This window comes from Microbacterium paraoxydans (assembly GCF_018224615.1).
In the GTDB taxonomy this organism is placed as follows: Bacteria; Actinomycetota; Actinomycetes; order Actinomycetales; family Microbacteriaceae; genus Microbacterium; species Microbacterium paraoxydans_B.
Genome location: NZ_JAGTUK010000005.1, coordinates 32,632 through 45,223 on the forward strand (window position 1 = coordinate 32,632; position 12,592 = coordinate 45,223).

Annotated in this window: 11 protein-coding genes; 5 read left to right on the forward strand and 6 right to left on the reverse strand. The window is 71.7% G+C overall.

The genetic code is table 11. The features are described 5' to 3' along the window. Window positions 1-66 precede the first annotated feature (66 nt). Both KE274_RS15740 and KE274_RS15745 read left to right on the forward strand, forming a co-directional pair. The gene (locus KE274_RS15740; protein WP_249186538.1) at window positions 67-855 is read left to right on the forward strand and encodes a general stress protein; all 789 of its coding nucleotides are present in this window, start codon (window positions 67-69) and stop codon (window positions 853-855) included. A gap of 16 nt (window positions 856-871) precedes the next feature. Continuing rightward, entirely contained in the window at window positions 872-1,531 is a 660-nt protein-coding gene (locus KE274_RS15745; RefSeq protein ID WP_211545460.1) for an alpha/beta hydrolase family protein, read from the forward strand. A 264-nt stretch (window positions 1,532-1,795) separates the two neighbouring features. On the opposite strand, the gene KE274_RS15750 is transcribed toward KE274_RS15745, so the two are convergent. From KE274_RS15750 to KE274_RS15760, 3 genes are read right to left on the reverse strand one after another with little or no spacing between them, the layout of a single operon-like run. Continuing rightward, on the reverse strand, window positions 1,796-2,701 hold the full coding sequence (locus tag KE274_RS15750; protein ID WP_211545462.1) for a phosphotransferase: 906 nt from the start codon (window positions 2,699-2,701) through the stop codon (window positions 1,796-1,798). A gap of 6 nt (window positions 2,702-2,707) precedes the next feature. Beyond that, entirely contained in the window at window positions 2,708-4,129 is a 1,422-nt protein-coding gene (locus KE274_RS15755; protein ID WP_211545464.1) for an aminopeptidase P family protein, read from the reverse strand. Between the two features lie 35 nt (window positions 4,130-4,164). Next, window positions 4,165-5,187 carry an endonuclease/exonuclease/phosphatase family protein gene (locus KE274_RS15760; RefSeq protein WP_211545466.1) on the reverse strand — a complete coding sequence of 341 codons (1,023 nt, stop codon included), beginning with the start codon at window positions 5,185-5,187 and terminating at the stop codon, window positions 4,165-4,167. A gap of 98 nt (window positions 5,188-5,285) precedes the next feature. Here KE274_RS15760 and KE274_RS15765 point away from each other — a divergent pair, with 98 nt between their 5' ends. Further along, window positions 5,286-6,158 (forward strand): PHP domain-containing protein, encoded by an 873-nt coding sequence (locus tag KE274_RS15765; protein ID WP_211545468.1) that lies wholly within the window; start codon window positions 5,286-5,288, stop codon window positions 6,156-6,158. Window positions 6,159-6,260: 102 nt separating this feature from the next. Here KE274_RS15765 and KE274_RS15770 read toward each other — a convergent pair whose 3' ends face one another. Then, the gene (locus KE274_RS15770) at window positions 6,261-7,784 is read right to left on the reverse strand and encodes a DEAD/DEAH box helicase (RefSeq protein WP_211545470.1); all 1,524 of its coding nucleotides are present in this window, start codon (window positions 7,782-7,784) and stop codon (window positions 6,261-6,263) included. A 194-nt stretch (window positions 7,785-7,978) separates the two neighbouring features. Between KE274_RS15770 and KE274_RS15775 the strand changes: the two genes are divergently transcribed. Further along, on the forward strand, window positions 7,979-8,692 hold the full coding sequence (locus tag KE274_RS15775; protein ID WP_211545472.1) for a ferritin-like fold-containing protein: 714 nt from the start codon (window positions 7,979-7,981) through the stop codon (window positions 8,690-8,692). Window positions 8,693-8,710: 18 nt separating this feature from the next. Here KE274_RS15775 and KE274_RS15780 read toward each other — a convergent pair whose 3' ends face one another. Both KE274_RS15780 and KE274_RS15785 read right to left on the reverse strand, forming a co-directional pair. Next, window positions 8,711-8,998 (reverse strand): hypothetical protein, encoded by a 288-nt coding sequence (locus tag KE274_RS15780; RefSeq protein WP_211545474.1) that lies wholly within the window; start codon window positions 8,996-8,998, stop codon window positions 8,711-8,713. Between the two features lie 6 nt (window positions 8,999-9,004). After that, window positions 9,005-9,229 carry a DUF3107 domain-containing protein gene (locus tag KE274_RS15785; RefSeq protein WP_101846597.1) on the reverse strand — a complete coding sequence of 75 codons (225 nt, stop codon included), beginning with the start codon at window positions 9,227-9,229 and terminating at the stop codon, window positions 9,005-9,007. Window positions 9,230-9,379: 150 nt separating this feature from the next. On the opposite strand from KE274_RS15785, the gene KE274_RS15790 reads away from it, so the two are divergent. Further along, window positions 9,380-12,592: an ATP-dependent helicase gene (locus tag KE274_RS15790; protein ID WP_211545476.1), complete on the forward strand. Its 3,213-nt coding sequence runs from the start codon at window positions 9,380-9,382 to the stop codon at window positions 12,590-12,592.

The window sequence follows — 12,592 nt, forward strand, 5'->3', positions numbered from 1 at the left end:
GGCTTCGGCCGTCGCGGCCGGACGGCGGACGGGGCGCCGGTGTGCACGGCATGGAAGAATGGCTTGATGAGCATGCTTAATCGCCCAGCGAACGGCACGGACACCGGCGAGATCGTCGCCTCGATGCGCGACTACGAGAGCGCACAGAAGACGGTGTCGAAGCTGATCGCCGGAGAGGTGCCGGCGCGGGACATCGCGATCGTCGGACAGAGCGTCCGTACCGTCGAGCGCGTGACCGGGCGACTCGGATACGCGGCCGCTGCCCGGTCCGGGGCGATCAACGGCATTCTGATCGGCCTGTTCCTGTCGGCGATCCTGGTGCTCGGCAACCCTGAGGTGCCGATCCAGCTCTTCGTCGGCTTCGTGTTCATCGGCGTCGCGGTCGGCATGCTGCTCAGTCTCATCACCTACGCGATCGTCCGTCGCCGCCGCGACTTCGCGAGTGTGACGCAGTTCGCGGCCGACCACTACGAGGTGACCGTGCAGGCCGCCTCGCTCGCCAAGGCGCGGCAGGTGCTCGGCGCCACCCGCGTCGCTCCGGTGCGCCCGCCGGTGAACCTCGACGAGCCGCCGCGCTACGGGGAGCGCATCACGCCAGGCGGTGGCGCCCCCGCGCCCGCTCCGGCACCGCCCGCCGCTCCTGCTCCGCCGGCGACCCCGACTCCCGCACCTCAGCCTGCGCCCGCACCGGAGCCTGCGCCCGCACCGGAGCCCGCGCCGGAGCCTGCTCCCGCGCCGGCACCCGAGCCTGCGCCCGCACCGGAGCCTGCCCCCGCGCCCGAGCCCGCGCCGGCACCGGAGCCCGGTGTCCCGCCGCGCCCAGCGGATCCCGGAGCCGCGGGCACCGCGCGATGACACGGCGCGGGGATCGATGAGCACCCTCGAGGTCGCGCTGCCCAACGGCACCGTCACCGTGACCGTCGATGCCACCGAGGCCGAGAGCGACCACGTCGTGCTGATCGCCCACGGCGCGGGCGCGGGCAAGGACCACCCGTTCCTCGTCGGACTCGCCGGAGCGCTCGACGGCCTCGGCCTCGCGACAGCGCGGTTCTCCTTCCCCTACAGCGAGCAGGGGCGGAAGATGCCGGGACCCGCGGCGCATGCCGTCGCCACCTGGCGTGCGGTCGTCGAGTCCGCGCGCGCTGCGCATCCTGGCCGTCGCATCTGGGCGGCCGGCAAGTCGTACGGTGGCCGGATGGCGTCGCTCGCGGTCGCCGAGGGCCTTGTCGTCGACGGACTCATCTATCTCGGGTATCCGCTGCACCCGCCGGGACGACCCGACCGGCCGCGCACCGAGCACCTCCCGACCATCACGGTGCCGCAGTTGTTCATCGAGGGGACCGCTGACCCGTTCATCCAGCCGCTGTCGCAGTTCGAGGAAGCGCTTGCCACCTGCCAGGACGCCCGCGTGCACTGGATCGAGGGCGGCGGGCACTCCTTCGAGGTCAAGGGACTCAAGCGCCCCGCCGCCGACGTGGGGGGCTCACTCGCTCCGATCATCCGCGACTTCCTCGCCGCCCGGCACGCCTGAGCAACCTTCTCCGATTTTTCTCACGACTCGCGTAATGAATCGCGTGCGGGAGCGTCTCATCAGGTGGAGACAGCCGTACGAACTCCTCCGGGGGGCGGAGTTCGGGCGCCGGTGCGGGGGGTTCTGCGCCGGTCGGGTGGGCTCGGGAGCCTCGGGGGAGGAGTTCCCGGCCCGGCCCGCTCCGATTCAGGGGGGATGGGCCGCCGATCTGGGGAGAACGGCGGCCCGCCACCCCTCCCGGCCGAAGGGCGTCACCGGGGTCGCCTAGACCAGTCGGCGCAGCTCGTCGTCCATGAGCAACCGACGCATCGTCGAACGCCCCAGCGCACTCATCGACGGATTCGAGCGCTCGTAGTACCAGCCGAGCCCCGCCGCCTGCTGGAACGCCCACCCCGCGCCCCGCAGCCACGTCGCCGCGTCCGCCTCGACGACCGCACGCAGCACCTCCCGGGCCGACGGCTCGAACAGGTGCCACGCGCAGACGAGATCGAGCGCGGGGTCGGCCGGTCCGAAGTCGCCGCCGTCGAGCACACCCACGAGTCGCGCGCGATCGATGTCGTCCGCGACCAGCAGGTTGTACGGGGTGAGGTCACGGTGGCTCATGACCACGGTGCCCGCGGGTGGCAGTGAGCGCAGTGCCGCCCAGAGCGCGGTCGCCAGGGGAACATCGAACAGGTGACCGCTGCGGCTCAGGCACCCCGCGACCCACTCGTCGTGGTCGGCCAGCACGCCGCCCCTCCCACGGCCGTCGAATTCGCGCCCGGCCGTGTCGACGCGGCGCAGCGCGCGGATCAGGGTTCCCAGGTCGTCCGCGAGTCCTGTCGCCTCGGCGTGGGCCCGCGGATCGGCGGTTCGGCCGGGAACCCACGTCTGCACCGACCATGCCGAGGCGTACTCGGAGGAGGGCGGGAGGATGTGCACGGGCAGCGGCGCTGCGAACGGCACGGCCGCCGCGAACTCCCGCAAGGCGGACGCCTCGGCCCGGAGCCGGTCCTCATCGGCGGCGAGCAGCGGGAACCGTGCGACGAGATCGTCGCCGAGCCGCACGATCGTGTTGACGGTACCCGCTCCGGGCGCCGGGCGCAGCGGCCGGCCGTGCAGGTCGGGAAGGAGACGGGCGAGCAGACGGTCGGCGAGCGCCTCGTCGACCGTCAGCTCACCGTCGTGCATCGCCGATCAGCCGCGGAGCCGAGCCATCCACGCCTCGACCTCGTCGGCCGTCCGGGGGATGCCGGCCGAGAGGTTCACCGGGCCGTCCTCGGTCATGAGGATGTCGTCTTCGATGCGGACGCCGATGCCGCGCAGCTCGGCGGGCACCGTGAGGTCGTCGATCTGGAAGTACAGGCCGGGCTCGATCGTGAAGACCATGCCGGGGGCGAGGATGCCGTCGTAGTACATCTCGCGGCGGGCCTGCGCGCAGTCGTGCACGTCGATGCCCAGGTGATGCGAGGTGCCGTGCACCATGTAGCGACGGTGCTGTCCGCCGGCATCCGCGTCCAACGCCTCTTCGGCCGTGACGGGCAGCAGGCCCCACTCGGCGGTTCGCTCGGCGATCACGGCCATCGCGGCCGCGTGCACATCACGGAACCGCACCCCCACGCGAGCTGCGGCGAACGCGGCATCCGCGGCCTCGCGCACGGTCTCGTACACCCGTCGCTGCACCTCGGTGAACGTGCCGGAGACGGGCAGCGTGCGGGTGATGTCGGCGGTGTACAGGCTGTCCGCCTCCACGCCCGCATCGACCAGGATCAGGTCGCCGGGCGCGACCACACCGTCGTTGCGCGTCCAGTGCAGGTAGCAGGCGTGCGGGCCGGATGCCGCGATCGTGTCGTAGCCCTCGCCGTTGCCGTCTTCGCGCGCGCGGCGGTGGAAGACACCCTCGACGACACGCTCACCGCGCACGTGTGCGATCGCGGCGGGAAGCTCGCGGATGATGTCGTCGAAGCCGTTCGCGGTGATCTCGACGGCCCGACGCATCTCGGCGATCTCGAACTCGTCCTTGATGAGTCTCAGCTCGGACACGGTCCGCGTCAGGGTGTCGTCCTCGTCCAGCACGAGGTCGCCGTCGGCGGGCGCGAACTCGTGCAGGTGGGCCGTGGCGATCTGCAGATCGGCGGCGACGCCCGCCAGAGACGGGCGAGGGCCGATCCAGAACTCGCCGATCGTCGCGTCGGCGTAGAACTCGGTGGTGGTGCGGTCGGCACGCTCCCGGAAGTACAGCGTGACGTCGTGACCGTCGTCGGTCGGCTCGAACACCAGCACCGAGTCGGGCTCGGCGTCCGACGCCCAGCCCGTGAGGTGAGCGAACGCGGAGTGCGCGCGGAACACATAGTCGGTGTCGTTGCTGCGCTGCTTGAGCGAACCGGCGGGGAGGACCAGGCGCTTGCCGGGGAACGCGGCCGACAGTGCGGCACGGCGCTTCGCGGCGAACGGAGCCTGTGCCCGCGGCTGGGGAACAGTCTCAGGGCGCTCGGCCCAGCCGGTCGAAATCGTCTCGAGGAAACCCCGCGGGAAGGGCTGCTTGCGATTCGTCGAGCTGTTCTCGACGGGGGCCGCGGCGGCCTCTTCGGCGATCGTGTCGTGTTCTCCGGTGCTCATCGCTCCAGTCTCTCATCCGGGGCGGGCCCGCAGGATCAGCCGGCCGGCTCCAGCTGCACGACGAGGGCGCGGTGATCGCTGCCTCCCGCATCGTCGAGGACGACGGAACCGGTCGGCCGCCAGTTCGGGGATGCCATGACGTGATCGATGGGGGCACCGGCCAGCGCGGGAAGCGAGCTGGGCCACGTGCCGGCCAGACCGTTGCCGGTGCGTGAGGCGACGTCACGGCAATAGCCCATGTCGCCACCCTCCACGCCGAGCGAGGCCATGTGATCGACCGTGGCGTTGAAGTCGCCCGCGAGGATGAAGTCGCCCGCCGGGCACTGGTCGGCGATCCACTGCAGGTCGCTCTGCCACTGCTGCATCTCCTCCATGCGCGGAGCGACCGCGTGCACGGCCACGATCGTCGGGCCCTCGCCGTCGACCGGCATCAGCACCACGCTCGGAACGGATCCCGTGTTGCTGGTGCCGTCCTTCGACGACTCGATCACGGAGTACTCGCCCAGTTCCGGAGCCACGAGCACCGTCGTCTGCCACGACTGCGGGCCGTTGGGCACGTCCGGGCGGAACTGCACATGGTGCACCCACATCGGGTGACCCTGCTCGCGCAGCATCAGGGCGATGCGCTCGCCCACCGCCTCGGTCGTCTCCGGCAGCGCGACGACGTCGGCACCCTGCTCCAGGATGCGCTGCGCGATCTCCTCCGCCGGTACGGCCTCGCCGGCGGTGTTCCACGTGAGCACCCGCAGGCTGGTGTCGGTCGCCGCCGGAAGCGTCGCGCCCTCGAAGCCGCGCGTCGCGCCGATCACTCCGGTGGCGCCGGCGCCCAGCAGCGCGACGATCAGGATCGACGCTGCGAAGCCGCGCAACGGCCGTGCCAGCAGCAGCAGGAGCGCCAGCACGGCGACCACGAGGAGCGCGACGAGCACCAGGCCGCGCGCGGCGACGAGCTGCGCGAACGGATAGGTCTGCTCGAGACGGAAGAACTGCGGCCACACCACGATCGCCGTCGCGATCGCGAACAGCACGGTGAACAGGATCCCCAGGAGACGAAACATCCCCACCAGCCTAGAAGCGACGCCTGTGAAGTCGCTGCCGCGACGCCGGTCGGCGCGACCTCGAAGCCGGGGAGCCCAGCGCTGGGTACGCTCAGAGGATGCCCGCCGCGTCACACAGGTTCACCGGTCCCGCCGACCTGCATCTGCACTCGAACCACTCCGACGGCACCGAGTCGCCCGCCGAGGTCATGCGACAGGTGCACGCGCACGGCGTGCGAACCGCCGCGCTGACGGATCACGACCGCACCAGTGGGTGGACCGAGGCGGGAGACGCGGCCGTCGCACTCGGCATGACGTTCCTCCCCGGCATGGAGCTCTCCGCCAAGCACGAGTGGCGCAGCGTGCACGTGCTCGGCTACCTGTTCGACCCGGAGGACTCCGCGCTGCGCGCCGAGACCGACCGCATCCGTGACGACCGGATCGGACGCGCCGAGCGCATCGTGCGCAACATCGGCCGCGACTACGACCTGCACTGGGACGACGTCGTCGCACAGACCACCCTGGACGCCACGGTCGGGCGCCCCCACATCGCCGATGCGCTGGTCGCCCGCGGCATCGTGCGGGATCGCACCGAGGCGTTCGACGGCATCCTGCACCCGCGGGAGGGGTACTACGAACCCCACTATGCGCCCGATCCGCTCACCGCCGTGCGACTCATCACGGAGGCGGGGGGCGTGGCGGTCATCGCCCACCCCGTCACGGCGGGTCGCGACCGCATGATGCCGGTCGCCTACATCGAGCGGCTCATCGCGGCCGGGCTCGGCGGCTTCGAGGTGGACCATCGCGAGAACACCGCGCAGGGCAAGCGGATCCTCCGTGAGCTCGCCGAACGGCACGACCTCATCGTCACGGGATCCAGCGACTACCACGGCACCGGCAAGCCGAACCGGCCGGGGGAGAACACCACGGCCGACGAAATGGTGCAGCGGTTGATCGACCGCGCGTCCGGATCCGCACCACGCTATCCCTGATCTGGCAGCGAGCCACCCGCGGTCCGACGTGGCGACCAGGTCGGAACGACGAAGGGCGCCGCACGGGTGACCGCGCGGCGCCCTTCGGGACGGAGGTGACGCTCAGGCGCCGGCGACGGGGGCGGCGCCGGCGGCACCGGAACCCCCGCGACGGCGACGACGGCGGCGCGCCGGAGCGGGCTTGCCGTCGTGGTGCTCCTTACCGGCGCCGTCGTGCGTTCCGGCGCCCTCGGCAGCGCGGTCCGTGGACGTCGCGGCGGAATCCGCGGACGAGGCGCCATCGGCGGCACCCTCTGCGAACGTCGAGCCGACCTGGCTCGAGCCGTTGCGGCGGCGGCGACGTCGACGCGTGCCCGCCTCACCCGTGCCTTCCGCGGCAGCGTCGGCGGCGCGCTCGGGACGGCGGGTGCGCTCGGTCTTGACCGCGTCCTTCTTCGGCGCCGTCACCAGACGGCCCTTGGTGCCCTCGGGGATGTCGAGGTCGGTGTACAGGTGCGGGCTCGACGAGTAGGTCTCGATCGGCTCGGGCTGACCGAACTCGAGGGCCCGGTTGATGAGGGCCCACTTGTGCAGGTCCTCCCAGTCGACGAACGTGACGGCGATGCCCGTCTTGCCGGCGCGGCCCGTGCGGCCGGCGCGGTGGAGGTAGGTCTTCTCCTCGTCCGGGATCGTGTGGTTGATCACATGTGTGACGTCGTCGACGTCGATGCCACGGGCGGCGACGTCGGTCGCGACGAGCACGTCCTTCTTGCCCGCCTTGAACGCCGCCATCGACCGCTCGCGCTGATCTTGACCCATGTCGCCGTGCACGCCGCCGACGTTGAAGCCGCGGTCGCTCAGCTCATCGACCAGACGCTGCGCCGCCCGCTTGGTGCGCGTGAAGATGACGGTCTTGCCGCGGCCTTCAGCCTGCAGGATGCGGGCGATCACCTCGTCCTTGTCGAGCGAGTGAGCCCGGTAGACGAGGTGCTTGATGTTGGCCTGCGTCAGGCCCTCATCCGGGTCGTTCGCACGGATGTGGATCGGGTTCGTCATGAAGCGCCGCGCGAGAGCCACGATCGGGCCGGGCATGGTCGCCGAGAACAGCTGGGTGTGCCGGACGGGCGGCACCTTCTGGAAGATCTTCTCGATGTCGGCGAGGAACCCGAGGTCGAGCATCTTGTCCGCCTCGTCGAGCACGACCTCGGTCGCGTTCGACAGGTCGAGCAGACGCTGGCCGGCGAGGTCGATCAGACGACCCGGGGTGCCGACGACGATCTGTGCGCCCGCCTTGAGCTGGTCGATCTGGCCCTCATACGCCTTGCCGCCGTAGATCGCGACGACGCTCGTGGAGCGGTTGCTGGTGAGCAGGTCGATGTCCTCGTACACCTGCACCGCGAGCTCGCGGGTCGGGACGACGATCAGCGCCTTCACGCCGGGCGCCGGGTCCTTCCCGAGCCGCTGCACCACGGGGATGCCGAAGCCGAAGGTCTTGCCGGTGCCGGTCTTGGCCTGACCGATGATGTCCTGGCCCGGGAGGCCGAGGGGGATGGTCTGCTCCTGGATCGGGAAGGCATCCACGATGCCCTTCGCGGCCAGTGCGTCGACGATGTCCTGATCGATGCCGAGATCGGCGAAAGTTGTCACTGTTTTCAGATTGCCTGTCCGGCGATCCTCGGGATCGCCACGTTAACGGAGCCACGCCGTCTCTTGTGCCACAGGCGCGGGGCCCCGCTCCGACGGCGGGGACAGGGACAGCCTACCGGAGGGGTCCTCTCCGCCAGGAAGAAGCGCGTCCCCGAGTATTGTGAACGACGTGGTGGACTCGGGAGGACGGCCTCGTGGTTAAGTGGTTCTGGCAGCGCGACCGCGCACCCCGCCGAGCGCTGGCATTGCGCAGTCGCGGCGAGCAGAGCGATGCGACGCGGGTCGACTTCGCGGAGCTGGCGCCCGAGCTGCCGCGGTTCCTCGGGCAGGCCGCGTACCTGCAGCTGGGCTACTTCGAGACGCTGACCCGCCTGATCCGCGCGACGCCGGAGCTGTCCGAGAAGGAGGCCCTGTCACGAGCCGCGGGCGCCGCCCTCACCAAGCACCGGGGGATCGTCGACTTGATCGCCGAGCGCGGTGACGACCCCACGCAGCTCATGCTCCCGTTCCGCGAGCACCTGGACGCGTTCCGACGGAAGACGATCGGTGCCCGGCCGCGCGAGACCCTGCTGGCGGTGTACATCACGGCGGGCATGCTCGACGACTTCTATCTGGCGCTCGCGTCCAGCTACGGCGAGCCGGGGCGCCGTGTCGCCGAGATCCTTCGCGAGGACGATGCGAGGCACGAGATCGTCGCGATCATCCAGGAGACCATCGAGAGCGACGAGGAGTGGCGCTCGCTGTTGTCGATGTGGGCGAGACGACTCGTGGGCGACACGATCCTCGTGTGCCGTGCGGCGCTGCGGCCTGAACTGCTCGCGGTCGAGGAGGAGCGCATCGAGCCGGTGTACACCGAGCTGATGGGTGCCCACGCGCGACGGATGGACGCGATGGGGCTGGCCTCCTGAGCGGTCGCCCCCGCGGGGTCAGATGCCGAGTGCGGCCTTCGCTTCGGCGTCCGTGCGACGACGAAGCGCGGTGACCGCGAGCGTCGCCACGACCGACACCGCCACGGCGCCGAGGATGCTCGCGAGCCAGAGCCAGGGGCTGTCCTCGCCGACACCGGCCCACTGGAGCGCGGTGTAGAGGATCGCGGCCGCGGCCGTGGCGACGGCCGGAGCAAGGGCGACGCCCCGAAGCTCACGGCCGCCGATCGCGTAGTGCACGGCGATGCCGAGCGCGCACGCGGCGATGAGGGCGAGGAGGATGTACATCCGCGGTCAGGCGACGAAGCCGACGCGACGCGACTCCTCGGTGCCCAGCTCGATGTAGGCGAGGTTCGCGGTCGGCACGATGTAGGAGTTGCCCTTCACATCGGCGAAGCTCAGGTGGCTCGCGCTCTGCTCGAGAGCGGTGGAGACCTGGGTGCGAACCTCGTCGGCCGTCGCGGCGGTGTCGAAGCTCAGCTCGCGGCCGGTGTTGATGATGCCGATGCGGATTTCCACGCGTGCTCCTTGCAGTTCGTCGGACTCGCCAACTCTATCGCGCGGCACCGGGACGGGATCGGCGCTCGGCGCCGGTTTCGCCAGGAGCGCACAGGTGCGTGCCTCGCGGCGGCGACGCCCATGTCGGCCGCTCCCGTTAGCGTGGAGGACATGACTTCGGATGCCGCCCAACGTGCCGTGATCACGGCGCCGCCGACCGCCTCCGGCGTCATCATCGGCGCCCCGGGGACGGGGAAGACGAGCACCCTGGTCGACCGGGTCGTGCGGCTCATAGAGGAGGAGGGCCTGCGTCCCGAGGAGGTCCTCGCCCTCACGCCGAGTCGGCAGGCCGCGACCGCCCTGCGCGACCGTATCGGTGTGCGCGTGAGCCAGGCGACCCCCGGCCCCCTGGCCCGCTCGCTCGGGTCGTTCGCGTTCCAGCTGGTGCGCGGGGCGATGGTGCGAGAGGGTGCGGAGCCGCCCGCCCTGCTCACGGGTGCCGACCAGGACCGCATCATCGCCGAACTGCTCGCGGGCGACGCGGAGGACGAGCGCATCGCCTGGCCGGCGTCGCTCAGTGCGTCCGTGCGGGCGTCCAGGGGCTTCCGCTCGGAGCTGCGCGCATTCCTCGCCGAGTGCACCGAACTCGGCGTCGGCCCGGACGAGCTGCGGTCGTCGGGCAACGACGTGTGGGCGGCGGCGGCCGAGTTCCTGGTGGAGTACCGCACGGTGCTGGACGCCCTGCGCTCGGCCCACCGGGACGCGGCCGACCTGCTGGCCGAAGCCAGCGCGATCCTGCGCACGGCCGACGCCGCGACCCTCGGCCCGCTGGCTCCCGTGCGCGTCGTGCTCATCGACGACGCGCAGGAGCTCACGCGCGGGGGCATCGCGGTGGTCCGCGCGCTGCTCGACCGGGGCGTCGCGGTGCTGGCCTTCGGCGACCCCGACATCTCCTCCGGGGCGTTCCGCGGAGCGAGCCCCGAACTGTTCTCACAGCTCGCCGGCGCACTGGGCGAGGTGCACGTGCTCGACGGCGCCCATCGCCAACACGCCAGACTCACCTCCCTGACCCGCACCGTGACGCAGGCGATCGGCGTCTCCGGGCGCGTGGAGCATCGCCGGCCGCCGGCACCGGCCGCGGCGGACGACGATCCCGCGGTCGTGTCGACGTTCCTCGCCCCGTCGCCGTACGAGGAGTTCGACCGGATCGCCGGGGTCATGCGCGACTGGCACCTGAGCGACGGCGTTCCGTGGGAGCGGATGGCCGTGATCGCGCACGACACCCGTCAGGTGACGGCGCTGGAGACCGAGCTGGCGGCACGGGAGATCCCGACCAGAGCCGCCGGAGTCCAGCGCCCTCTCGGCAGCGAGGGCGTGGTGCGCGACATCGTGGGGATCGTGCGGCTCGCGCTCACCCCCGACGACGAGCGCACGGTTCAGGCGTGGGAAGAAGCTCTGCGCACCCCGTTCGGCGGCATGGACGCGATCGCGCTGCGGCGGCTCCGGGCCCGGCTGCGGCACCTCGAACTCGCGGAGGGCGGCTCCACCCCCGCGCGTGAGCTGCTGCGCCAGGCGCTCTCGCAGCCCGCGACCCTCACCCTCATCGACGCGCCGGAGTCGCGCACGGCGGAGCGCTTCGCGGAAACCGTCGCCGCGGTCGCCGGGGCGGCCGCCGAGGGCGAGACCATCCACGACCTGCTATGGCGGGTGTGGGAGCAGGCACGGGCGGTGGACGGGCGGCGTTTGCAGGTGGCCTGGCGCGAGATGTCGCTCCTGCCGACGGGAGCGGAGACCGCTCGATCGCTCGACGCGCTGGTGTCGCTGTTCGACGCGGCGAAGCGCTTCGTGGAGCGCACGCCGAACGAGAAGCCCGAGGTGTTCGTGCGCGACATCCTCGACAGCGAGGTCCCGGAGGACACGCTGTCGACTCCGGAGCGGCCGGGCAAGGTCACCCTCCTCACGCCGGCGACGGCGCTGGGCACGGAGTTCGACGCGGTCGTGGTCGCCGGGGTCCAGGACGGTGTCTGGCCCAACGTGCGGCTGCGCGGTGGGCTCCTGCAGACGTGGCGCCTGCCCGGCGCGCTCGAGGCCGCCCGTACGGGCGTGCCGGAAGAGCCGCCCGGGGTCCTCGATCGTCGACGGGCCGCCCTGCACGACGAGCTCCGGCTGTTCGTGCGGGCGATCTCGCGAGCCCGCACACGGCTGCTGATCACGGCCGTGGACGACGACGACCTCACGCCGAGCCCGTTCTTCGGGTTCCTCCCGCCGCCCGATCCGCCGGAGCGGCACGCCTCCGCGGAACACCCGCTCACCCTGCGCGGTCTGGTCGCGCGGCACCGGCGTGCCCTCACGACCGCGTCGCCGGAGCCGGTTCGCCGGGAGGCGGCGGCGCAGCTGGCGGTGCTCGCGCGCGAGGGTGTGCCCGGTGCCGCTCCCGCGGAATGGTACGGCGTCCGGCCACTCTCGACACAGGCGCCGCTTCGCGATCTCGCCGTCACGGGTGCGCGCGTCTCGCCCTCCACGGTCGAGTCGTACGAGGAGTGCGGCGTGAACTGGGTCGTGTCGGCTCTCGGCGGCGACACCGTGATGCCGCCCACGGCCGGAATCGGCACCATCGTGCACGAGGCCATGGAGCGCGTGCCCGATGGCGACCTGGAGCGCATGAGGGCGATCGTGGCGGAGCACTGGCCGGAGCTCGACTTCGAGACGGAGTGGATCGGCCGCAAGGAGCGCCGCCGCGCCGACCTCTTCGTGGATCGGCTGCACACCTACCTCGGCGATGTCGCGCGCGACGGAGGGCGCGTGCTGGGCAGCGAGGTGGAGTTCCGTTTCGCGGTCGATGTCGCGGAGGGCGTCGACGAGCCGACGGTGCACGCGGTCGACGAGCAGCGGGCGCACCGGGCCATCGTGCACGGATACATCGACCGCGTGGAGTCGTATCCGGCCGGAGCGGGAGATCACCCGCACGCTCGAGGACGTGGATGGGAGCGCATGACAGGCGATCAGGAGGGCACCACGGTGGTCGTCGATCTCAAGACGGGCAAGACGGACCCGGAGACCGACGGCGCGGTGCTCGAGCACGCGCAGCTCGCGGCCTATCAGATCGCCGTGCAGGAGGGACTCGTGCCGGGGGCGAGTCCGCGGTCGCTGGGCGGGGCGCGACTCGTGATCGTGTCGAAGACTCTGGCGAAGAGCGACTACCGGATCGCGCACCAGCACGCGCTCGACGGCGAGGCGCGGCGGCGGTTCCTGCAGCGCGTGGCCGAGGTGGCGCGGGGCATGTCCGCCGCGGGCTTCACGGCGCAGGTGGAGTCGCACTGCGCCGATACGCAGCGCCGTGTGCACCCGTGCCGCATCCACACGATTCCGGCGGTGAGCTCGTGA

Coding starts and splice junctions, on each gene's coding strand:
- KE274_RS15740 (WP_249186538.1), top strand. CDS start 67: ATGAGCATGCTTAATCGCCCAGCGAACGGCACGGACACCGGCGAGATC.
- KE274_RS15745 (WP_211545460.1), top strand. CDS start 872: ATGAGCACCCTCGAGGTCGCGCTGCCCAACGGCACCGTCACCGTGACC.
- KE274_RS15750 (WP_211545462.1), bottom strand. CDS start 2,701: ATGCACGACGGTGAGCTGACGGTCGACGAGGCGCTCGCCGACCGTCTG.
- KE274_RS15755 (WP_211545464.1), bottom strand. CDS start 4,129: ATGAGCACCGGAGAACACGACACGATCGCCGAAGAGGCCGCCGCGGCC.
- KE274_RS15760 (WP_211545466.1), bottom strand. CDS start 5,187: ATGTTTCGTCTCCTGGGGATCCTGTTCACCGTGCTGTTCGCGATCGCG.
- KE274_RS15765 (WP_211545468.1), top strand. CDS start 5,286: ATGCCCGCCGCGTCACACAGGTTCACCGGTCCCGCCGACCTGCATCTG.
- KE274_RS15780 (WP_211545474.1), bottom strand. CDS start 8,998: ATGTACATCCTCCTCGCCCTCATCGCCGCGTGCGCGCTCGGCATCGCC.
- KE274_RS15790 (WP_211545476.1), top strand. CDS start 9,380: ATGACTTCGGATGCCGCCCAACGTGCCGTGATCACGGCGCCGCCGACC.